This is a genomic window from Psychrobacillus sp. FSL K6-2843 (genome assembly GCF_038626375.1).
Lineage (GTDB): Bacteria > Bacillota > Bacilli > Bacillales_A > Planococcaceae > Psychrobacillus > Psychrobacillus faecigallinarum.
In genome coordinates, this window is the sequence record NZ_CP152021.1 from 1 (window position 1) to 23,534 (window position 23,534).

Annotated in this window: 13 protein-coding genes, 3 rRNA genes and 1 other annotated feature; of the genes, 15 read left to right on the forward strand and 1 reads right to left on the reverse strand. The window is 40.3% G+C overall.

From position 1 onward, the window contains the following. The 12 genes from dnaA to MKY94_RS00060 all read left to right on the forward strand — a co-directional run bounded on the left by dnaA (position 1) and on the right by MKY94_RS00060 (position 18,729). Positions 1-1,344 carry a chromosomal replication initiator protein DnaA gene (gene dnaA / locus MKY94_RS00005; RefSeq protein WP_144540297.1) on the forward strand — a complete coding sequence of 448 codons (1,344 nt, stop codon included), beginning with the start codon at positions 1-3 and terminating at the stop codon, positions 1,342-1,344. A 170-nt stretch (positions 1,345-1,514) separates the two neighbouring features. Continuing rightward, complete coding sequence (dnaN, locus tag MKY94_RS00010; protein ID WP_144540300.1) at positions 1,515-2,651, forward strand: DNA polymerase III subunit beta; 1,137 nt, start codon at positions 1,515-1,517, stop codon at positions 2,649-2,651. Positions 2,652-2,816: 165 nt separating this feature from the next. Continuing rightward, positions 2,817-3,044, forward strand: coding sequence for a S4 domain-containing protein YaaA (gene yaaA / locus MKY94_RS00015; protein ID WP_144540301.1), 228 nt, complete (start codon positions 2,817-2,819; stop codon positions 3,042-3,044). Between the two features lies 1 nt (position 3,045). Continuing rightward, positions 3,046-4,158 (forward strand): DNA replication/repair protein RecF, encoded by a 1,113-nt coding sequence (gene recF, locus MKY94_RS00020; protein ID WP_144540304.1) that lies wholly within the window; start codon positions 3,046-3,048, stop codon positions 4,156-4,158. A gap of 48 nt (positions 4,159-4,206) precedes the next feature. Further along, a complete protein-coding gene (gene gyrB, locus MKY94_RS00025) occupies positions 4,207-6,129 on the forward strand; it encodes a DNA topoisomerase (ATP-hydrolyzing) subunit B (RefSeq protein ID WP_144540335.1) in 1,923 nt (640 codons plus the stop codon). A gap of 27 nt (positions 6,130-6,156) precedes the next feature. Beyond that, the gene (gyrA, locus tag MKY94_RS00030) at positions 6,157-8,667 is read left to right on the forward strand and encodes a DNA gyrase subunit A (protein WP_144540306.1); all 2,511 of its coding nucleotides are present in this window, start codon (positions 6,157-6,159) and stop codon (positions 8,665-8,667) included. Positions 8,668-8,773: 106 nt separating this feature from the next. Further along, the gene (locus tag MKY94_RS00035) at positions 8,774-9,883 is read left to right on the forward strand and encodes an HD-GYP domain-containing protein (RefSeq protein ID WP_151111899.1); all 1,110 of its coding nucleotides are present in this window, start codon (positions 8,774-8,776) and stop codon (positions 9,881-9,883) included. Positions 9,884-10,267: 384 nt separating this feature from the next. Further along, positions 10,268-11,821 (forward strand): 16S ribosomal RNA (locus tag MKY94_RS00040). A 196-nt stretch (positions 11,822-12,017) separates the two neighbouring features. Further along, positions 12,018-14,945: ribosomal RNA gene (locus MKY94_RS00045) — 23S ribosomal RNA — on the forward strand. A 133-nt stretch (positions 14,946-15,078) separates the two neighbouring features. Further along, positions 15,079-15,194 (forward strand): 5S ribosomal RNA (gene rrf / locus MKY94_RS00050). Together the 16S, 23S and 5S rRNA genes form the textbook arrangement of a ribosomal RNA operon. A 604-nt stretch (positions 15,195-15,798) precedes the next feature. After that, positions 15,799-17,265 (forward strand): IMP dehydrogenase, encoded by a 1,467-nt coding sequence (gene guaB, locus MKY94_RS00055; RefSeq protein ID WP_151111895.1) that lies wholly within the window; start codon positions 15,799-15,801, stop codon positions 17,263-17,265. 93 nt (positions 17,266-17,358) lie between these two features. Further along, the gene (locus MKY94_RS00060; protein ID WP_191963799.1) at positions 17,359-18,729 is read left to right on the forward strand and encodes a serine hydrolase; all 1,371 of its coding nucleotides are present in this window, start codon (positions 17,359-17,361) and stop codon (positions 18,727-18,729) included. Between the two features lie 127 nt (positions 18,730-18,856). On the opposite strand, the gene MKY94_RS00065 is transcribed toward MKY94_RS00060, so the two are convergent. Further along, entirely contained in the window at positions 18,857-20,260 is a 1,404-nt protein-coding gene (locus MKY94_RS00065; RefSeq protein ID WP_151113807.1) for a PLP-dependent aminotransferase family protein, read from the reverse strand. 108 nt (positions 20,261-20,368) lie between these two features. On the opposite strand from MKY94_RS00065, the gene pdxS reads away from it, so the two are divergent. The 3 genes from pdxS (at position 20,369) to serS (ending at position 23,441) form a co-directional block, all read left to right on the forward strand. Then, the gene (gene pdxS / locus MKY94_RS00070) at positions 20,369-21,253 is read left to right on the forward strand and encodes a pyridoxal 5'-phosphate synthase lyase subunit PdxS (protein ID WP_191963915.1); all 885 of its coding nucleotides are present in this window, start codon (positions 20,369-20,371) and stop codon (positions 21,251-21,253) included. Between the two features lies 1 nt (position 21,254). Continuing rightward, positions 21,255-21,848 carry a pyridoxal 5'-phosphate synthase glutaminase subunit PdxT gene (pdxT, locus tag MKY94_RS00075; protein WP_151113805.1) on the forward strand — a complete coding sequence of 198 codons (594 nt, stop codon included), beginning with the start codon at positions 21,255-21,257 and terminating at the stop codon, positions 21,846-21,848. 24 nt (positions 21,849-21,872) lie between these two features. Further along, positions 21,873-22,087: a binding site (T-box leader), on the forward strand. Between the two features lie 79 nt (positions 22,088-22,166). Then, positions 22,167-23,441 (forward strand): serine--tRNA ligase, encoded by a 1,275-nt coding sequence (gene serS / locus MKY94_RS00080; RefSeq protein ID WP_144541964.1) that lies wholly within the window; start codon positions 22,167-22,169, stop codon positions 23,439-23,441. Positions 23,442-23,534 lie beyond the last annotated feature (93 nt).

A 23,534-nucleotide genomic window follows, 5' to 3' on the forward strand; every position in this document is an offset into this window, starting at 1 on the left:
TTGGAACACTTAGAAGAACTTTGGGCTAAGGTTCTCTCTGAAGTTGAAAAGAAAACATCCAAACCAAGCTTTGAAACGTGGTTAAAATCTACTAAGATGCTTTCTTACAAAGGAGAGACTGTGACCATAGCTGCGCCAAATTCCTTTGCAAGGGATTGGCTAGAGAATCATTATGTTCACCTAATTGCTGGTATTCTTACAGAGTTGACTGGCAATGAACTACTTATTTCTTTTGTAGTTCCAAAAGGACAAGACTTTGAAGATTTTGATGTACCAAAGCCAAAAACACCGGTACCTCCAGACAATCAACCTGACTTTTCACCTGGGATGCTTAACTCCAAGAACACCTTTGATACCTTTGTCATTGGTTCCGGCAACCGTTTTGCCCATGCAGCTTCTTTGGCAGTCGCAGAGGCACCAGCAAAAGCATATAATCCTCTTTTTATATATGGAGGGGTAGGATTAGGAAAAACCCACTTAATGCATGCGATTGGACATTATGTTCAAGAACACAATCCGAATGCAAAAGTGGTTTATTTATCTTCTGAAAAGTTTACAAATGAATTTATCAACTCCATTAGAGATAACAAAGCAGTTGATTTCCGTAACAAATACCGAAATGTCGACGTGCTTCTTATAGATGATATTCAATTCCTTGCAGGAAAAGAATCAACTCAGGAAGAATTTTTCCATACTTTTAACGCTTTACATGAAGAATCGAAGCAAATTGTTATTTCAAGTGACCGTCCACCAAAAGAAATACCGACATTAGAGGACCGTTTGCGATCTCGTTTTGAGTGGGGATTAATAACTGATATAGCTCCTCCAGATCTAGAAACGAGAATTGCAATTTTACGTAAAAAAGCCCGCGCGGACGGCTTAGATATTTCCGATGAAGTAATGGCCTACATTGCAAATCAGATAGACTCAAATATACGTGAACTAGAAGGCGCCCTAATACGTGTGGTGGCCTATTCTTCACTTGTCAATAAAGATATAAATATAGATTTAGCTGCTGAAGCATTAAAAGATATATTGCCAAACGCACGTCCAAGAATCATTACTATATTAGATATTCAAAAGGTTGTAGGAGAACATTTCCATATTCGCTTAGAGGATTTTACTGCTAAAAAGCGTACAAAATCTATAGCTTTTCCTCGTCAAGTAGCAATGTATCTCTCTAGAGAATTAACCGACTTCTCTTTACCTAAAATTGGAGAAGAATTTGGGGGAAGAGATCACACAACTGTGATCCATGCTCATGAGAAGATTTCCACAATGCTAAAGGTAGATATGAATTTGCAGGACGATGTAAAGCAAATTAAATCTATCCTCGGAAGATAATCACATTGTGGATAAGTTGTATTTTAGGTGCTATACTTAAGAACAACTTATACACATGGGGATATGTGGCGGATTATAGCGAAATATGTAGTTATCAACATATCCACAGGTCCTATTACTATATCTATTAATCTTTTAATAAATAATAATTATATAAGTGAGGTATAAAAATGAAATTCGATGTAATGAGAGATAGTTTATTGAATGGACTAAATGATGTTATGAAAGCAGTTAGTTCTAAAACAACTATTCCAATATTAACTGGCCTAAAATTAGAAGTAACAAAAGAAGGATTATATATAACTGGTAGTGACTCAGATATTACAATTCAAACTTTCATACCAGTGGAGAAAAACGGAGAACAAATAATAAAAGTAATAGAAATAGGATCTATTGTATTACAAGCTAGAGTATTTAATGAGATTGTACGTAAATTACCTACCAATGATGTTGAAATTGAAGTAACAAATCAATTTCAAACATATATTCGCTCAGGTAAATCAGAATTTAACTTAATTGGTCTAGACGCTAGTGAATATCCTTTGCTTCCACAATTAGAAGAGGAACATCAATTCTTTATTCCGTCTGATTTGTTAAAGTCAATAATTAAAGAAACTGTTTTTGCCGTTTCCACATCTGAGAACCGTCCTGTTTTAACCGGTGTAAACTGGCAGGTTAACGATGGAGAATTACACTGTGTTGCAACAGACAGCCATCGCCTTGCTAAAAGAAAAACAGCTTTAAAAGATTTACCTGAAGAAGCATACAGTGTGGTTATTCCAGGGAAAAGCTTAAATGAACTGAACAAAATTTTAGAAGAAACTTCTTCAGAAGTAGCTATTGTTATGACACAACAACAAATCTTATTTAAAACTGAAGATGTATTGTTCTATTCTAGATTGTTAGAAGGAAATTATCCTGACACATCTCGTTTAATCCCAAGTGAATATAAAACCACCATTGTCGTAAATAGTAAATCATTGTTACAAGCAATTGACCGAGCTTCATTGTTGGCTCGTGAAGAAAGAAACAACGTAGTTCGCTTTTCCACAATCGATCAAAGCTCAGTAGAAGTTTCTTTCAACTCTCCCGAAATAGGTAAAGTTGAAGAAGAAATTCAAGCAGAAACAATTGATGGTGAAGAACTTAAAATATCTTTCAGTGCTAAATATATGATGGATGCTTTAAAGGCAATCGATGGACAAGACGTAAAAATTCTATTCTCAGGCGCAATGAGACCATTTGTATTGAAGTCTGTCCATGACGATTCTATTTTACAACTGATATTACCGGTAAGAACTTACTAAGAAACATGTAAGCACCCTTGTTTGCTCCGATAAGAGAAAACTTTTTTATCTTTAAAAAAACAATATAAGCAGAGATAGTCACTAATTGTGGCTATCTTTTTTACTTATTTACTTTATTAGAGTAAAATGAAGGGATAAAGAAAATGAGAAGAGGTTGGATGATTAGTGGAAGAGATTCGATTTGACTCGGAATATATTACGCTTGGTCAATTACTTAAAATGACAGACGCTATAGATTCAGGTGGAATGGCCAAATGGTTTTTGAGCGAAAATCCAGTATATATAAATGGAGAAGTAGATCAAAGAAGAGGAAGAAAATTAAGAAACAAAGACGTAGTGAATATTCCAGGAGTAGGAAAATTTCTAATGATTGGACCTGAGAACGGAGAGTAATATGTATATTGAACGACTCGAATTAAATGACTTCCGTAACTACGATTCAATCGAGCTGGATTTTTCCTCGAAGATTAATGTTCTTATTGGAGAAAATGCTCAAGGAAAGACGAATTTAATGGAATCCCTTTACGTTTTATCTATGGCAAAATCTCATAGAACTTCCAATGACAAAGAATTGATACGTTGGGAAGCAGAGTATGGTAAAATAAAAGGTGATATTCAAAAAAAATATGGGCGAATCCCTTTGGAATTGATCTTGTCTAAAAAAGGTAAAAAGGCTAAAGTTAATCATTTAGAACAAAGCAGACTCAGTGACTATATTGGTCAATTGAACGTAGTGATGTTTGCTCCAGAAGATTTATTTTTAGTAAAAGGAAGTCCGCTAGTTAGAAGACGATTTTTAGATATGGAAATTGGACAAATATCTCCAAGATATTTACATGATTTGCTTCAATTCCAAAAGATATTGAAACAAAGAAACCATATATTAAAACAAAATCAAGGAAAACCTAAGTTAACGGATGTCATGTTCGACGTATATACAGAACAATATATAGATGCAGCGGTAAAAGTTATCCAAAAAAGATTTCAATTTATGGATTTGCTTCAAAAGTGGGCGGAACCGATACATTTCGGTATTTCTAGAGGGTTAGAAAAACTCACAGTTGTATATGACTCTACTATAGGTATCAAAGCGGATTGGTCTGAAGATGCTATGAAGGCCAGCATGGAAAAGAAGTTATTTGATAGTCAAAAAAGAGAGTTAGATCGGGGAGTTACATTATATGGACCACATCGTGATGACCTCCAATTTTTTGTGAATAACTATGATGTCCAAACATACGGATCACAGGGACAACAACGAACCACGGCTTTATCTCTTAAATTAGCTGAAATCGAATTGATAAAACAGGAGGTAGGTGAAGCTCCTGTTTTATTGCTGGATGACGTATTATCGGAATTAGATGACTACAGACAATCTCATCTATTGACGACTATTCATGGCGATGTTCAAACCTTTGTTACGACTACAAGTGTAGAAGGAATTGCCCATGATACTATTCAACAGGCGAGAATGTTCCACGTGGAGCAAGGAGCAGTTATAAAGTAAAGATTCACCATTATTGAAGTGATGAAAGAGTGGGTGAGCAAGTTGGCAATGGAAGAAAAAGAATTACAACCATCTTATGATGCTGATCAGATACAAGTATTAGAAGGTTTAGAGGCAGTAAGAAAACGTCCAGGGATGTATATAGGTACTACTAGCTCTAAGGGTCTTCACCATCTTGTATGGGAAATTGTTGATAATAGTATTGACGAAGCTCTTGCTGGGTATTGTGATCACATTATAGTGACGATTGAAAAAGAAAATTGGATTCGAGTAGAAGACAATGGCCGTGGTATCCCAGTAGACAATCAAGAAAAAATGGGAAAACCAGCAGTTGAAGTAATCATGACAGTGCTCCATGCCGGCGGTAAATTTGGCGGCGGAGGCTATAAAGTCTCAGGAGGACTTCATGGTGTTGGTGCTTCAGTTGTAAATGCCTTGTCCGAACATACAGAAGTATATGTAAAACGTGATGGAAAAATGCATAGTATTAAATTTGAACGTGGTGCTGTTGTTTCTTCTCTTGAAATCATTGGAGATGCATCAGAAACAGGAACTACTACAAGATTTAAAGCAGACCCAGAGATTTTTACTGAAACTACAGTGTATGAGTATGATATTCTAGCTCACCGTGTAAGAGAATTGGCTTATTTGAACCGAGGATTATCTATTACGATTGCAGATGAAAGAGATGGCCAAGAAAAATCAGTTAAGTATCTATATGAAGGCGGTATTAAGTCTTACGTAGAAGATTTAAATAAATCAAAAGAGCCTATTACGGAAGAAGCAATATTTGTAGAGGGAGAAAAAGATGGAATATCTATAGAAATTGCTATGCAATACAATGGCGGATATTCATCTAATATTCTTTCTTTCGCAAATAATATTAATACGTATGAAGGCGGAACACATGAGTCTGGCTTTAAAACTGCGCTTACACGCGTTATCAATGACTATGCAAGAAAAAATGGATTGCTAAAAGAGGCAGATACTAATTTATCTGGAGATGATGTACGAGAAGGTTTAACAGCTATCGTATCGGTAAAACATCCAGATCCTCAATTTGAAGGCCAAACAAAAACGAAGCTAGGTAACTCAGAGGTAAGTACTATAACAAATAGTTTATTTGCTGAAGGTTTCGATAGATTTTTATTAGAAAATCCTCAAATTGCTCGAAAAATTGTCGACAAGGGGCTGATGGCTGCACGTGCTCGTGTTGCTGCGAAAAAAGCACGTGAGTTAACCCGTCGCAAATCTGCACTAGAGGTTTCAAGTCTACCTGGTAAACTAGCGGACTGTTCTTCCCGAGTTCCAGCTGAAAGTGAATTATATATTGTAGAGGGTGACTCTGCAGGAGGCTCTGCTAAGTCTGGTCGTGATCGACATTTCCAAGCCATTCTACCTTTAAGAGGTAAAATCCTAAATGTAGAAAAAGCTAGATTAGATAGAATCCTAGGTAATGCAGAAATCCGTACAATGATAACAGCGCTTGGTACAGGTATCGGTGAAGAATTTATATTGGAAAAAGCACGTTATCATAAAATTATAATCATGACGGATGCCGATGTAGACGGAGCACACATCCGAACATTATTACTTACATTTTTCTTCCGATTTATGAGACCATTGATTGAAGCAGGTTATGTATATGCTGCACAGCCGCCTCTATACCAAGTGAAACAAGGTAAACATGTGGAGTATTGTTATAATGATGAGCAATTGAAAGAAATTATAGATAGATTGCCGAAAACTTCAAAACCAAATATTCAACGATATAAAGGTCTAGGAGAAATGGATGCTACTCAATTATGGGAAACTACTATGGATCCTGACAATCGTACATTACTTCAGGTCAACCTTGACAATGCGATGGAGGCAGACGAAGTCTTCACACAATTAATGGGGGAAGAAGTAGAGCCAAGACGTCAATTTATTGAAGATAATGCTGTTTATGTGAAAAATTTAGATATTTAAGAATGTGTTTAACTGGAGGTCTTTAGGATGTCAGAAATACCGAATAAAGGTGTCAAAGGGATCAATATTAGTACAGAAATGAGAACATCCTTTCTTGACTATGCGATGAGTGTAATTGTGTCCCGTGCTTTACCAGATGTTCGTGATGGATTAAAGCCCGTACATCGTCGAATTTTATATGGGATGCAAGAGTTAGGAAATACACCAGATAAGCCTCATAAGAAATCTGCTCGTATCGTTGGGGATGTTATGGGGAAATACCATCCTCATGGTGACTCATCTATATACGAAGCAATGGTACGTATGGCACAAGATTTTAGTTATCGTTATATGCTCGTAGATGGTCATGGTAACTTTGGATCCGTAGATGGAGATGGAGCAGCTGCGATGCGTTATACGGAATCGCGTATGTCCAAAATTGCTTTAGAGTTATTGAGAGATATAAATAAAAATACAATTGATTATAAAGATAATTATGATGGACAAGAAAGAGAGCCTGTTGTCTTACCAAGTAGATATCCTAATTTACTAGTAAACGGTGCTTCAGGTATTGCAGTAGGAATGGCTACAAATATTCCTTCTCACAATTTGGGAGAAGTTATTAATGGTGTTTTAGCTTTATCTGAAAATCCTGCTATTACTATAGAGGAATTGATGAATATTATTCCTGGTCCTGATTTCCCAACGGGCGGGATTATTTTGGGTCGAAGCGGTATTCGTCGTGCTTATGAAACTGGTAAGGGCTCTATTTTAATCCGAGCAAAAGTGGAAATTGAGCAAAAACCTAGTGGAAAAGAAGTTATCATTGTTAAAGAAATACCTTATCAAGTTAACAAAGCTCGTTTAATAGAGAAAATCGCTGAACTAGTACGCGATAAAAAGATTGATGGAATTACTCATTTGGCCGACGAGTCAGATCGTAATGGTATGCGTATTGTAATTGAGGTACGCAAAGACGCTAACTCTCACGTTTTACTTAACAACTTATATAAACAAACAGCTCTTCAATCCAGCTTTGGTATCAATATGTTAGCTTTAGTAGATAACCAACCTAAAGTACTTAACATTAAAGAAATGCTTTACTATTACTTAGAACATCAAAAAGTGGTTATTCGCCGACGTACACAATTTGAATTGAATAAAGCGGAAGATCGAGCACATATCTTAGAAGGTTTACGTATTGCTTTAGATCATATCGATGAAATTATTAAATTGATCCGTTCATCTCAAACAGGTGAGGAAGCTAAAAGAGGCTTAACTGAACAATTTAATTTATCAGAACGCCAAGCACAAGCTATTCTAGATATGCGTTTACAACGTTTGACAGGATTAGAGCGCGATAAGATTGAGGAAGAATATAAAGCTTTAGTAGAACTAATTGAAGAACTTAAATTCATTTTAGCTAATGAATATCGAGTGATAGAAATTATTCGTGAAGAAATTACTGAAATTAGAGATCGATACTCTGATGATCGTAGAACAGAAATTGTAGCTGGTGGAGTAGAGGTATTTGAGGACGAAGATTTAATACCGGTTGAAAACTCTGTGCTTACTTTAACAAATAAAGGGTATATTAAACGTTTGCCTGCAAATACGTACAAGAGTCAAAAACGTGGTGGTCGTGGAGTTCAAGGAATGGGCACCAATGAAAATGACTTCGTAGAACATTTATTGAATACATCAACTCATGACACAATTCTATTCTTTACTAATAAAGGTAAGGTTTATCGTGCAAGAGGATTTGAGATACCAGAGTATGGACGCACAGCTAAAGGTCTACCACTCATTAATCTATTAGGAATTGAAAAAGACGAGCATGTTACTGCTATGATTCCAATGGCAACGTTTGAGGAAGATAGCTATTTTATCTTCACAACTAAGCATGGTGTAACAAAACGTACACCAGTGTCAGGTTTTGCTCATATTCGTGCTAATGGCTTAATAGCTATCTCTTTACGTGATGAGGACGAACTCATTGCAGTTCGTTTAACAGACGGTAAAAAACAAATTATAATTGGTACACGACAAGGCAAGCTTGTAAGATTTGAAGAAACTGATATTCGTTCTATGGGTCGTACAGCTGGTGGAGTAAGAGGAATTCGCTTGAAGGATGACGATTACGTTGTCGGTATGGAAATTATTGAACCTGGTCAAGAAATCCTAGTAGTAACTGAGAAGGGATATGGAAAACGTACCCCAGAATCAGAATATCGATTACAAACTAGAGGTGGGATGGGTGTGAAAACATGCCAAATCACTGAGAAAAATGGACCTTTATGTGCTGTGAAGGCAGTGGAAGGTTTAGAAGACTTAATGTTAATCACGATAAATGGAATGTTAATCCGTATGGATGTTAATGACATTTCAATTACAGGAAGAAGCACTCAAGGAGTGCGCCTGATGAGATTATCAAATAATGAGTTAATAGCTACCGTTGCTAAAGTTGCAAAAGAAGATGAGGAAGAAGAAACAGACGATGAAATTGTAGAAGAAGTAGCTTCTAACAATGAAGATGATTCTACCTCAATAGAAGAATAATTACTAAATCACCCTTAAACTTAGTTTAAGGGTGATTTTTTTACATATACAAAATTGAAAAAAATTTAGTATAATTAAGGAAAATAAAAGAAAAGCAGGGTATAAAATGGAATATACTTTACAAAATTTAGATGAAATTAGAATTGGTAGTATCGTTGCCGAAGATCTTTTTGTGAACACTAAATACCCAATTATGCGTAAAGATACAAGGCTGACAAGAGAGCATTTAGAAGTACTAAGAGCCTTCAACGTTACTAAAGTACCTGTGTCAATTGAAAATATCTTTAATAGGTCAGAAGAAGAAATTCTAGAACTTAATAACAAGGAACGTGTTATTGTAGAAAAAAGTAATTCTCTATCCCTTAATAAAACTAACTTTAAAACGTTATATAATGAATCTGTAAGTAACTTCTATAAAGAATTTTCTTCCTGGGAAGCTGGAGTGAAGGTGGATGTTGCAAAGTTAAGGCATATAGTAATGCCTTTAATAGATCGAGCGATGCAAGAAAAACAAATATTTTCTCTTCTAAATAGTTATTCATCCATTGATAAATACATAGCACATCATTCGTTGGCAGTGGGGATGCTATCTGGAGCAATTGCAAGGAAACTTCAATACACTTCTGGACAAATCAATCAAATAGCTACCGCAGGCCTTTTAGCTGATGTAGGAATGGCTAAGATTGATCAGAAGATTAGAGAAAAGAAGACTCCTCTTACAGAAAATGAATTCTCAGAAATTAAAAAACATACTATTTTTAGCTTTCAAGCTATCAAAGATAGTCCGCTGTTAAAGCCAGAGACAAAATTAGGAATCTTCCAACACCATGAACGTCTAGACGGTAGTGGTTATCCTAAGGGAGAAAAAATGGAAAATATCTCTTTGGTTGCTCAAATAATTGCAGTCGCAGATGTATACCATGCAATGACCTCTGAGAGAATATATCGAGCAAGAGCCTCTTCTTTTAAAGTATTGGAAATGATTAAGGAAGAAGAGTTTGGAAAATACAATATTGAAGCAGTTAATGCACTCATCTCTCTTGTATGCGATTTACCAATATCCACTCGAGTGAGATTATCAGATGGAGAGCTAGGAGAGATTATCTTTATCCATAGAGATTCTCCGATGAGACCTATGATACGATTGTCTGAAACTGGCCAAATCTTAGACTTAGCAGCTAAACGATCTTTACATATAGAAAGTATAATTGATTAATAATCTTTTTAGAGTTATCTATATGTAAGTATAGAAGTAAAACTTTGAGAACCAGAAAGACTTACCAAGCATTATAAAAGTAGTCGATAATTATATAGATTCATTAGGAAACATGACTAAAAACTTAAAACTATTTAAAGAATATCTCTTTCTTAAAATAGTTTTAAGTTTTATTTGATTAAAGTGTTGACTTATCTTTGAAACCTTGATAATATAGAGAAGTCGTCAAAACAAGACGAAAAAAACACATGAACATTGAAAACTGAACATGCAAAACGTTAAGACATATAGCATCAAACAACTTCGGTTGTATTGACGCAAAACAATTTTTGACATCATTTAATGATGATGCCAGCAAAACAAAATGAGCTTTTTAAGTTCTCTATTATGGAGAGTTTGATCCTGGCTCAGGACGAACGCTGGCGGCGTGCCTAATACATGCAAGTCGAGCGGATGATGAAGAAGCTTGCTTCTTCTGATTTAGCGGCGGACGGGTGAGTAACACGTGGGCAACCTGCCCTGTAGATTGGGATAACTCCGGGAAACCGGGGCTAATACCGAATAATCCATTTCCTCACATGGGGAGATGTTAAAAGACGGTTTCGGCTGTCACTACAGGATGGGCCCGCGGCGCATTAGCTAGTTGGTGAGGTAACGGCTCACCAAGGCGACGATGCGTAGCCGACCTGAGAGGGTGATCGGCCACACTGGGACTGAGACACGGCCCAGACTCCTACGGGAGGCAGCAGTAGGGAATCTTCCACAATGGACGAAAGTCTGATGGAGCAACGCCGCGTGAGTGAAGAAGGTTTTCGGATCGTAAAACTCTGTTGTGAGGGAAGAACAAGTACGAGAGTAACTGCTCGTACCTTGACGGTACCTCATTAGAAAGCCACGGCTAACTACGTGCCAGCAGCCGCGGTAATACGTAGGTGGCAAGCGTTGTCCGGAATTATTGGGCGTAAAGCGCGCGCAGGCGGTCCTTTAAGTCTGATGTGAAAGCCCACGGCTCAACCGTGGAGGGTCATTGGAAACTGGGGGACTTGAGTGCAGAAGAGGAAAGCGGAATTCCAAGTGTAGCGGTGAAATGCGTAGAGATTTGGAGGAACACCAGTGGCGAAGGCGGCTTTCTGGTCTGTAACTGACGCTGAGGCGCGAAAGCGTGGGGAGCAAACAGGATTAGATACCCTGGTAGTCCACGCCGTAAACGATGAGTGCTAAGTGTTAGGGGGTTTCCGCCCCTTAGTGCTGCAGCTAACGCATTAAGCACTCCGCCTGGGGAGTACGGTCGCAAGACTGAAACTCAAAGGAATTGACGGGGGCCCGCACAAGCGGTGGAGCATGTGGTTTAATTCGAAGCAACGCGAAGAACCTTACCAGGTCTTGACATCCCGCTGACCGGCCTAGAGATAGGCTTTTCCCTTCGGGGACAGCGGTGACAGGTGGTGCATGGTTGTCGTCAGCTCGTGTCGTGAGATGTTGGGTTAAGTCCCGCAACGAGCGCAACCCTTGATCTTAGTTGCCAGCATTCAGTTGGGCACTCTAAGGTGACTGCCGGTGATAAACCGGAGGAAGGTGGGGATGACGTCAAATCATCATGCCCCTTATGACCTGGGCTACACACGTGCTACAATGGACGGTACAGAGGGTCGCAACCCCGCGAGGGTGAGCTAATCCCATAAAACCGTTCTCAGTTCGGATTGTAGGCTGCAACTCGCCTACATGAAGCCGGAATCGCTAGTAATCGTGGATCAGCATGCCACGGTGAATACGTTCCCGGGCCTTGTACACACCGCCCGTCACACCACGAGAGTTTGTAACACCCGAAGTCGGTGGGGTAACCCTTTTGGGAGCCAGCCGCCGAAGGTGGGACAGATGATTGGGGTGAAGTCGTAACAAGGTAGCCGTATCGGAAGGTGCGGCTGGATCACCTCCTTTCTAAGGATATATTCGGAATACAGATCTTTATCTGTATCTTAACGTTTTGCAGTTCAGTTTTGAGTGTTCATTTTTATGATGAGCATTTAAATTGTTCTTTGAAAACTGGATAAAACGACATCAAAAAAGAAACAAACGCAAGATATTCAAATTGTGATCACTTACGTGATTGCAAGTGTAGTACTTTTAACTTTTAGGTTAAGTTAATAAGGGCGCACGGTGGATGCCTTGGCACTAGGAGTCGACGAAGGACGGCACTAACACCGATATGCTTCGGGGAGCTGTAAGTGAGCTTCGATCCGGAGATTTCCGAATGGGGAAACCCACTGCCCGTAATGGGGCAGTACATTTGCGTGAATACATAGCGCATCTGAGACACACCCAGGGAACTGAAACATCTAAGTACCTGGAGGAAGAGAAAGAAAATTCGATTCCCTGAGTAGCGGCGAGCGAAACGGGAAGAGCCCAAACCAAGAGGCTTGCCTCTTGGGGTTGTAGGACACTCTATACGGAGTTACAAAAGAATGAGTTAGATGAAGCGACCTGGAAAGGTCCGCAGGATAGGGTAAAAGCCCCGTAGTCCAAAATTCATTCCCTCCAGAGTGTATCCTGAGTACGGCGGAACACGTGAAATTCCGTCGGAATCCGGGAGGACCATCTCCCAAGGCTAAATACTACCTAGTGACCGATAGTGAACCAGTACCGTGAGGGAAAGGTGAAAAGCACCCCGGAAGGGGAGTGAAATAGACCCTGAAACCGTGTGCCTACAAATAGTCAAAGCCCGTTAACGGGTGATGGCGTGCCTTTTGTAGAATGAACCGGCGAGTTACGATTACATGCGAGGTTAAGTTGAGAAGACGGAGCCGCAGCGAAAGCGAGTCTGAATAGGGCGAATGAGTATGTGGTCGTAGACCCGAAACCAGGTGATCTACCCATGTCCAGGATGAAGGTAAGGTAACACTTACTGGAGGTCCGAACCCACGCACGTTGAAAAGTGCGGGGATGAGGTGTGGGTAGCGGAGAAATTCCAATCGAACCTGGAGATAGCTGGTTCTCTCCGAAATAGCTTTAGGGCTAGCCTCAAACGTTAGAATCTTGGAGGTAGAGCACTGTTTGGACTAGGGGCCCATCCCGGGTTACCGAATTCAGACAAACTCCGAATGCCAATGATTTATGTTTGGGAGTCAGACTGCGAGTGATAAGATCCGTAGTCAAGAGGGAAACAGCCCAGACCACCAGCTAAGGTCCCAAAGTATTTGTTAAGTGGAAAAGGATGTGGCGTTGCTTAGACAACCAGGATGTTGGCTTAGAAGCAGCCATCATTTAAAGAGTGCGTAATAGCTCACTGGTCGAGTGACGCTGCGCCGAAAATGTATCGGGGCTAAACAAATCACCGAAGCTGTGGATTGATACCTTTGGTATCAGTGGTAGGAGAGCGTTCTAAGGGCGTTGAAGTCAGACCGGAAGGACTGGTGGAGCGCTTAGAAGTGAGAATGCCGGTATGAGTAGCGAAAGATGGGTGAGAATCCCATCCACCGTATGACTAAGGTTTCCTGAGGAAGGCTCGTCCGCTCAGGGTTAGTCGGGACCTAAGTCGAGGCCGATAGGCGTAGACGATGGACAACAGGTTGATATTCCTGTACCACCACCCCACCGTTTGAGTGATGGGGGGACGCAGTAGGATAGGGTAAGCGTGCTGTTGGTTATGCACGTCCAAGCAGTGAGGTGTGAGTGTAGGCAAATCCGCACTCTGTAACATTGAGCTGTGATGGCGAGGACTTAGTCCGAAGTTCCTGATTTCACACTGCCAAGAAAAGCCTCTAACGAGGTGGGAGGTGCCCGTACCGCAAACCGACACAGGTAGTCGAGGAGAGAATCCTAAGGTGAGCGAGAGAACTCTCGTTAAGGAACTCGGCAAAATGACCCCGTAACTTCGGGAGAAGGGGTGCTCTTTTGGGTGTATAGCCTAGAAGAGCCGCAGTGAATAGGCCCAGGCGACTGTTTAGCAAAAACACAGGTCTCTGCAAAACCGTAAGGTGAAGTATAGGGGCTGACGCCTGCCCGGTGCTGGAAGGTTAAGAGGAGTGCTTAGCGCAAGCGAAGGTGCGAATTGAAGCCCCAGTAAACGGCGGCCGTAACTATAACGGTCCTAAGGTAGCGAAATTCCTTGTCGGGTAAGTTCCGACCCGCACGAAAGGCGTAACGATCTGGGCACTGTCTCAACGAGAGACTCGGTGAAATTATAGTACCTGTGAAGATGCAGGTTACCCGCGACAGGACGGAAAGACCCCGTGGAGCTTTACTGTAGCTTGATATTGAATTTTGGTGCAACTTGTACAGGATAGGTAGGAGCCTTAGAGCCCGGAGCGCCAGCTTCGGAGGAGGCGTCGGTGGGATACTACCCTGGTTGTATTGAAATTCTAACCCATACCCGTAACCCGGGTAGGAGACAGTGTCAGGCGGGCAGTTTGACTGGGGCGGTCGCCTCCTAAAGTGTAACGGAGGCGCCCAAAGGTTCCCTCAGAATGGTTGGAAATCATTCGAAGAGTGTAAAGGCAGAAGGGAGCTTGACTGCGAGACCTACAAGTCGAGCAGGGTCGAAAGACGGGCTTAGTGATCCGGTGGTTCCGCATGGAAGGGCCATCGCTCAACGGATAAAAGCTACCCCGGGGATAACAGGCTTATCTCCCCCAAGAGTCCACATCGACGGGGAGGTTTGGCACCTCGATGTCGGCTCATCGCATCCTGGGGCTGTAGTCGGTCCCAAGGGTTGGGCTGTTCGCCCATTAAAGCGGTACGCGAGCTGGGTTCAGAACGTCGTGAGACAGTTCGGTCCCTATCCGTCGTGGGCGTAGGAAATTTGAGAGGAGCTGTCCTTAGTACGAGAGGACCGGGATGGACACACCGCTGGTGTACCAGTTGTTCTGCCAAGGGCATCGCTGGGTAGCTATGTGTGGACGGGATAAGTGCTGAAAGCATCTAAGCACGAAGCCCCCCTCAAGATGAGATTTCCCATTACGCAAGTAAGTAAGATCCCTCAAAGACGATGAGGTAGATAGGTTCGGGGTGGAAGCGTGGCGACACGTGCAGCTGACGAATACTAATCGATCGAGGACTTAACCAAATTGTTTGTTTCCATTAATGATGTCTTTTATCCAGTTTTGAGTGAACAACTCAAGAGGATTTCAAAACACAAGCAGTGCTAGGAAACGAGCGAAGTTGACAACGCAATGCGCAGTGGATTGAAAGCCGACAAGTCTAGTGATGATGGCGAAGAGGTCACACCCGTTCCCATACCGAACACGGAAGTTAAGCTCTTCAGCGCCGATGGTAGTTGGGGGTCTCCCCCTGCAAGAGTAGGACGTCGCTGGGCACTATAGGAAGTCGTTACCGAGTAATCGGTGGCGGCTTTTTTGTATTAAGAGAAAAAGGCCGAAGGCAATCATCATTATCTAAGCAAGTGTGCGAGAAAGCAGAGGGGCAAAGAGTTCGAGGAAGCAAGGAAGAGAGGCTCGGAGCGTATAGCATACGCGAGAACCGATCGGCTGCGGCTGACAAAGAAATCTGCCGTCCATCTGGTTTCGCAGCCGAGCCGATGGTAGTTGGGGGTCCCCCTGCAAGAGTAGGACGTAGCTGGGCACTGGAAAAAGTCGTTACCGAGAAATCGGTGACGGCTTTTTTGTTTGTTCCATAAAGAAATTAGAAGTGCCGAAGGCACCTAACCATTTCTAACTAAGCAAGTGTGCGAGAAAGCAGAAATACAATTTAGAATACAATTTCAAATTAGATTAATTTTAAAGCTAGAGGACATTCCACTTCTTCGAAGTAAAAGAAAAATAAGATATCTCTTGTAAATATAATAAATATACAACTCGTCATAAAAGTCAGAATATATATATTATTTATCGATTCTTGACATGCCCTGTGACCGCTGATAACCTTGTAATAATATTTAAACAGAGGAGGAAGTCAGCGTAATGTGGGAATCAAAATTTCAAAAAGAAGGTTTAACGTTTGACGATGTTTTATTAGTTCCAGCTCAATCAGAGGTTCTACCAAAGGATATTAACTTATCAGTACAATTAACTTCAAAAATTAAGCTAAATATTCCTGTAGTAAGTGCTGGTATGGATACAGTTACAGAAGCGAAGATGGCTATTGCTATGGCTCGTCAAGGTGGACTGGGCATTATTCACAAAAACATGAGCATTGAGGAACAAGCAGAACAAGTGGAAACAGTTAAACGTTCAGAAAATGGAGTTATAACCGATCCTTTCTACCTTACACCAACTCACCAAGTTTATGATGCAGAGCATTTGATGGGTAAATACAGAATCTCTGGTGTGCCAATTGTAAACAATGAAGAAGAATTGAGACTTGTAGGGATTATTACAAATCGTGATTTACGCTTTATCCAAGACTACTCTTTACAAATATCCGATGTAATGACTAAAGAAAAATTAGTAACTGCTGCTGTTGGTACTACGTTAGAGCAGGCTGAAAAGATTCTTCAACAATACAAAATTGAAAAATTACCGATAGTGGATGACAATGGCATTCTAAAAGGTCTAATTACTATTAAAGATATTGAAAAAGTAATTGAGTTTCCAAATGCAGCAAAAGACCATCATGGTCGTTTGCTAGTAGGGGCTGCGGTTGGAGTAACGAAGGATACGATGATTCGAGTGCAGAAATTAGTAGAAGCACAGGTAGATGCAATCGTAATTGATACTGCTCATGGACATTCTAAAGGTGTTATTGAAGTAGTGAAAGAAATAAGAGCAACTTATCCAGATTTAGATATCGTTGCTGGAAATGTTGCAACTGGTGAGGCAACAAAGGCACTATTTGAAGCAGGGGCAGATGTAGTAAAAGTAGGAATTGGTCCAGGTTCTATTTGTACAACTCGTGTGGTGGCAGGTGTGGGAGTACCACAAATTACTGCAATCTATGACTGTGCTAACGAAGCTAGAAAGTCCGGAAAAACGATCATTGCAGATGGCGGTATTAAATTTTCCGGAGATATCGTGAAAGCATTAGCTGCTGGTGGACATGTAGTAATGCTTGGTAGTTTACTTGCAGGAACTACAGAAAGTCCAGGAGAAACAGAAATCTTCCAAGGTAGACGTTTTAAAGTATACCGAGGTATGGGTTCTATCGGTGCTATGGAAAAAGGTTCTAAGGACCGTTACTTCCAAGAGGATGCAAAGAAATTAGTACCAGAAGGAATTGAAGGGCGTTTGCCATACAAAGGGCCACTATCTGATACGATTCACCAACTTCTTGGTGGGGTTCGTGCAGGTATGGGGTATTGTGGTACAGGCACTCTAGAGGACTTACGTGAAAAGGCCCAATTTATACGCATGACTGGCGCTGGCCTACGTGAAAGTCATCCTCATGATGTACAAATTACAAAAGAGGCACCAAACTATTCTATCTCTTAATAAAGAAACTTTCGCACCCATTCACCGTCTATATATAGGCCGAATGGGTGCTTTTTTAAAGTGTTATGCACCTAGTTCAAAAAGTATGATAAAATGAGCAGTGATAATAGAAAAAGTGGAGGTACAGTAGTGAAGAAATTTTGGAAAACAACAATGGTAAAGTGGCTAGTACTTCCGATGTTGCTTGTGTCTTTAGTAGGTGTAATACCAGCTACCACAAAAGCAGAGGAAAGTTTGAATTTAAATGTGGACGCTGCAATCTTAGTAGATGCGGATTCCGGAAAAATTCTTTATGAACAAAATGCAGATGCAGCTTTAGGTATTGCGAGTATGACAAAAATGATGACGGAGTATCTTCTTTTCGAAGCAATTGAAGAAGGTAAAATCTCATGGGACCAACAATATTCAGTAAATGAATATACATATAAAATTTCTCAAGATCGTCGTTTAAGTAATGTACCTCTACGTGAGGATGGTACTTATTCAATTCGTGAATTATATGAAGCAATGGCTATCTATTCTGCAAATGCAGCAACTATTGCTATTGCAGAAACTATTGCTGGAACAGAAGAAAATTTTATAAAACTAATGAATGAAAAAGCTGGAGAAATGGGCTTAGAAAATTATAAGTTTGTTAACTCTACTGGTTTAAATAATGCTGATTTACAAGGGATGCATCCAAAGAGTACAGGGGCAACAGACGAGAATGTGATGCCTGCTAGCTCAGTAGCAAAATTGGCTTACCTTCTTATGAAAGACTACCCAGAAGTTTTAGAAACAACTAAAATACCTAAAAAAATCTTCCGTGAGGGTACACCGGATGCTATTGAAATGAGTAACTGGAACTGGATGCTACCAGGATTAGTTTATGAATATCAAGGCGTAGATGGTTTGAAAACAGGAACAACAGATTTTGCTGGTCACTCCTTCACTGGAACTGCTGAAAGAAATGGTATGAGAGTAATCGCTGTAGTGATGAAAGCAGTAGATGCTAATGGAAAGGGAAGTTATAAGGCTAGATTTGATGCAACTAGAGCTTTGTTTGATTTTGGATTTGCTCAATTTACTAAAGTAGAGCTAATACCAGCAGGATATAAAATTCCTGACCATGAAACTCTAGAAGTAAATAAAGGAAAAGAAGACAAAGTTGCAATTGCAGTCAAAGAACCTATTTCTATGATGATTAAATCTAGCGATAAAGATCTGTACAAGCCTGTATTTACTCCAACAAAAGACAAGTTAGAAGCTGAAGTTAAAAAGGATACAGTTGTAGGAACAGTACACCTTGAAAAAACAGAAGGCACTGATTACGGTTATATTATTGGTGACCAAGCAAGTGTCGATGTTGTAACAACAGAAGCTGTAGAAAGAGCTGGTTGGTTCAGTTTAATGTTCCAAGGTATTGGCAAATTCTTTAGCGGCTTGTGGGATAGTACGACCGACTTTGTAGGCGGATTATTTTAATAAATAAGAAAGCATGTGCAAAGTGTTACTAGTTAACCTAGACTTAGACACTTGCACCACCTTCTTACTATACTTAAGCACTGAAACTCAATTAGAGTTGTCAGTGCTTTTTTGTATAGGAAAGAAATTAAGAATGCTTGATTTTTATTGCCTTCATTAGCTCATGTATGGTTGTCGAAATATTTGAGAACTCTAATCCACCGAATCCTAATACCAATTTTGGGTGAGTTTCTTCTATGGGAAAGGTTATATACTTATTCAGACCATAGATTTGAATATTTGCTTGTTGAGCAAGGGCAACCAGTTCCTCTTCCTTCTTTTGTGTATGAATGGTCAATAAAAGATGCATTCCTGCCTGTTCTCCAGAAAGGGTAACAGCTGGCTCATATTCTAAAAGAGACTTCGTAATAATTTCTAGCTTTCTTTTATAAATTTTTCTCATTTTATTTAGATGCTTCCCGAAGTGACCGTCCTCCATAAACTTTGCAAGTATATATTGGTCCATTCGTGGGACAGTAGCTGAATAATAGTAATATTTCGCCTTGTATTGCTTTATAAGTGGTTTTGGAAGTACCGCATAGGCGATCCTTAAGGAAGGCATCAGAGACTTAGAAAACGTGCTTAAATAAATTACACGGTCGTTTTGGTCCATTCCTTGTAAAGAAGGAATTGGTTTACCAGTATATCTGAATTCACTGTCATAATCATCTTCAATAATATAACGTTTCTCATGTTGATAAGCCCAGGCTAGCAGCTGACTTCTTCGTGAAGCTGACATAACAGAACCAGTGGGAAATTGATGAGACGGAGTGACATACATAACAGTTGCATTAGTGTTTTCTAACTCCTGAACGACTAATCCCTCATCATCTACCCGGACAGGCACCGATTTTTCCTCATGCTCTAAAAAAAGATGATGAGAGAGTGGATAACCAGGGTTTTCATAGCCATAGACTGCCTCATTTCCAAGGAGGCGTATGAGTAGTGGCATAATCTGTTCTGTTCCTGAGCCTAAAATAATTTGTTCGGGTGTACTTTTTACACCACGAGATTGATAAAGGTATGAAGATATTTGCTGTCTTAGTATATAGTCTCCCTGAGGATGTCCAAGCTGAAGAAGCTCTTTATTTTCTTCATGAACCAAATCCCTTGCATATTTTCTCCACAGTGTAAAAGGAAAGGAATCCTCATCTATCCTTCCCGGAGAAAAATCCAAATGGTAGGATGGAGTTTTTTCTTCTTTAACAATTTGAGAATCTTCTATTTCGATCAAAGCAAGCTCCTCAATATTTTGAACAAAATATCCCCTTCTAGGTTCTGAATTTATGTAACCTTCTGCTAGCAGCTGACTATAAGAAAGCTCAATTGTAGTTTGGCTAAGATCAAGATAGTCAGCAAGCTTTCTTTTAGAGGGAAGCTTATCTCCTTCCTTAATATTGCCTTGTACTATGGCATCTTTTATAAATTTATATAGTTGTTCATATAATGGGCTGTTTGAATTTTTTTCTAAAGGAAACATGAGGAAATCCATAGTATCATCCAATCTGACCACTTTCATTTTAGTGTTTCTGGCGCTTTTCATATGGTCATATATCATTATACTAAATTTTATAACAGTTAGGAGGTATTCAAGATGAAAATACATATGACAGGTACTGAGATAGTAAAAAGAGGTATGGCAGAGATGCAAAAAGGTGGAGTTATAATGGATGTTATTAACGCAGAGCAAGCACGAATTGCGGAGGCAGCCGGTGCTGTGGCTGTAATGGCATTAGAACGTGTACCCTCTGATATCCGTGCAGCAGGGGGAGTTGCTCGCATGGCCGATCCACGCATAATGGAAGAGGTAATGGGTGCTGTAACGATACCAGTCATGGCAAAAGCTCGCATTGGACATATAACGGAGGCAAGAATTTTAGAGGCAATGGGTGTGGACTATATTGACGAATCAGAGGTGCTGACACCAGCCGATGAAGAATTTCATTTGCGTAAAAGTGAGTTCACAGTGCCATTTGTTTGTGGGTGTAAGGATTTGGGAGAGGCAGCTCGACGTATAGGTGAAGGGGCATCAATGCTTCGGACGAAAGGCGAACCAGGGACAGGTAACATTGTAGAAGCAGTTCGCCATTTACGAAAGGTTAATGCACAGGTTAGAAAAATTGTGCATATGAACGAGGATGAACTAATGACAGAAGCAAAAAAATTAGGAGCGCCATATGAGATTTTATTGCAAATCAAACAAAAAGGAAAATTACCAGTAGTAAACTTCGCAGCGGGAGGAGTTGCTACTCCAGCAGATGCTGCGCTTATGATGGAACTTGGAGCAGATGGAGTGTTTGTCGGATCTGGAATATTCAAATCTGATAGTCCAGAGAAATTTGCCCGTGCTATTGTGGAAGCAACTACTCATTATCGCGATTATAAATTTTTAGTGGATATTTCAAAGGATTTAGGAATCCCTATGAAGGGAATTGAAATCTCTCGATTAACAGATGCAGAACGTATGCAAGATCGAGGTTGGTAAGATAGTGAAAATTGGAGTAATGGCTCTTCAAGGAGCTGTCATGGAACATATTCGTTCGGTAGAAGAATGCGGCGTAGAGGCAGTATTGGTCAAAACAAAAAGTGATCTTCAAAATATAGATGGTTTAATCTTTCCAGGTGGCGAAAGTACGACAATGCGCAAGCTTATAGATCGCTTTGATTTGCTAATTCCTTTAAAACAATTTGCAGAATCAGGCAAGCCAATGTTCGGTACATGTGCGGGCCTTATATTATTGGCAAGGAATATCCATAATCAGGATTCCCATCATATTGGTGTATTAGAAGCTACTGTCGAAAGAAATTCCTTTGGCCGTCAAGTGAATAGCTTTGAAACTATTTTAGAAATCCAAGGAGTAGCAGCTGACTTTCCTGCTGTTTTTATAAGAGCTCCCCATATTGTGGATGTAGGGAAAAGCGTAGAAATACTTGCAACTCATGAAAATAGAATTGTAATGGCTAGACAGGACAATATATTAGGATGTTCCTTCCATCCTGAATTAACGAACGATCATCGTATAACTGCCTATTTTATACAAATGGTTCAGGAATCACTTGCCAAACAGGTCAACCTATAGTAAAGTATGATTAATTTCATGAATTAAAAAACGATGATAGGAAGTAGTAACAAGTAAGTTTTTTTTAGAGAGTCAGCGGTTGGTGGAAGCTGATAAAGACCCTTGTGAATCCGTCCTTTGAGTTGCGCAGCTGAAAAATAGGTAAGCTGTGGCCGGTTGAAAAGCCGTTATTAGACAAGTGGATCTGATCATGTGTCAGTTCAATCAGGGTGGCAACGCGGGTAGCTCTCGTCCCTTTTTTTAGGGATGGGGGCTTTTTTGTCGTTATTTAATTAATGGTTGGTTAAAATTGTCGAAATATTAAGAGGAGGAATTCATATGTTAGATGTAAAATTTGTACGTGATAATTATGAAGAAGTGAAAGCTAAACTTGCGAAGCGTGGAGAAGATATCTCTGAGTTCGATCAATTTCTTCCTTTAGACCAAAAGCGTAGAGAATTAATAGCAAAAACAGAAGTATTAAAGGCAGAAAGAAACGAGGTTTCTCAAAAAATCTCTCAAATGAAACGAAACAAAGAGAATGCTGATGATTTAATTGTGCGTATGCGTGAGGTTGGCGATGAGATTAAAGCGTTGGATGAAGAGCTACGTCAAGTAGAAGAAAAGTTTGACTACATGATGATGCGTATTCCAAATATTCCGCATGATGACGTTCCGGTTGGTGACTCCGAGGATGATAATGTGGAAATCCGTAAGTGGGGAGATGTCCCTTCATTTGATTTTGATACAAAAGCTCACTGGGATATCGCCACAGATTTAAAAATAGTGGATTTTGAGCGTGCTGCAAAAGTAACTGGAAGCCGTTTTGCATTTTACCGTGGTCTAGGTGCAAGATTAGAGCGCGCGCTATGGAATTTCATGATGGATCTTCATTCAGAAGAGCATGGCTACGAGGAAATGCTTCCACCTTATATGGCGAACCGTATGAGTTTAACGGGCACTGGTCAGCTTCCAAAGTTTGAAGAGGATGCTTTCCTAGTTAACGAGGAGGATTATTTCTTAATCCCAACTGCTGAGGTTCCAGTAACCAACTTCTACCGCGATGAGATTTTAGATGGAGCAGAACTTCCACAAGCGTTTACTGCATTTAGTGCTTGTTTCCGTTCGGAGGCCGGTTCTGCAGGTAGAGATACACGCGGACTAATCCGTCAGCATCAATTCAATAAAGTAGAGCTTGTACGTTTTGTAAAACCAGAGGATTCTTACGAACAGTTGGAGCTTCTAACAGGACATGCAGAAAAAGTGCTACAACTTTTGGGTCTTCCATATCGAGTGCTACGTATGTGCACTGCCGACCTTGGTTTCACTGCTGCTAAAAAATATGATATTGAAGTATGGTTACCAAGCTATGGGGAGTATAAAGAGATTTCTTCTTGCAGTAACTTTGAAGACTTCCAAGCTCGTCGTGCAGGAATCCGTTTTAGAAGAGAACCGGGCGCTAAACCAGAGTTTGTACACACATTAAACGGAAGTGGACTAGCAATTGGGCGCACAGTTGCCGCTATCCTAGAAAATTATCAGCAACCAGATGGTTCTGTTAAAATCCCAGAGGTACTACAACCTTACATGGGTGGCAAAAAAGTTATCCAATAAACTAAGAAAAGCGCAAGCGCCTATGTCTGCCCCGACAAGCAAATGGGGAAAGCGAGGAGGCAGTTCCTCAGCCCCCACAGCTTTATCCCATTT

Coding starts and splice junctions, on each gene's coding strand:
- gyrB (WP_144540335.1), top strand. CDS start 4,207: ATGGAAGAAAAAGAATTACAACCATCTTATGATGCTGATCAGATACAA.
- MKY94_RS00060 (WP_191963799.1), top strand. CDS start 17,359: ATGAGCAGTGATAATAGAAAAAGTGGAGGTACAGTAGTGAAGAAATTT.
- MKY94_RS00065 (WP_151113807.1), bottom strand. CDS start 20,260: ATGGATTTCCTCATGTTTCCTTTAGAAAAAAATTCAAACAGCCCATTA.
- serS (WP_144541964.1), top strand. CDS start 22,167: ATGTTAGATGTAAAATTTGTACGTGATAATTATGAAGAAGTGAAAGCT.
- gyrA (WP_144540306.1), top strand. CDS start 6,157: ATGTCAGAAATACCGAATAAAGGTGTCAAAGGGATCAATATTAGTACA.
- MKY94_RS00035 (WP_151111899.1), top strand. CDS start 8,774: ATGGAATATACTTTACAAAATTTAGATGAAATTAGAATTGGTAGTATC.
- guaB (WP_151111895.1), top strand. CDS start 15,799: ATGTGGGAATCAAAATTTCAAAAAGAAGGTTTAACGTTTGACGATGTT.
- dnaN (WP_144540300.1), top strand. CDS start 1,515: ATGAAATTCGATGTAATGAGAGATAGTTTATTGAATGGACTAAATGAT.
- recF (WP_144540304.1), top strand. CDS start 3,046: ATGTATATTGAACGACTCGAATTAAATGACTTCCGTAACTACGATTCA.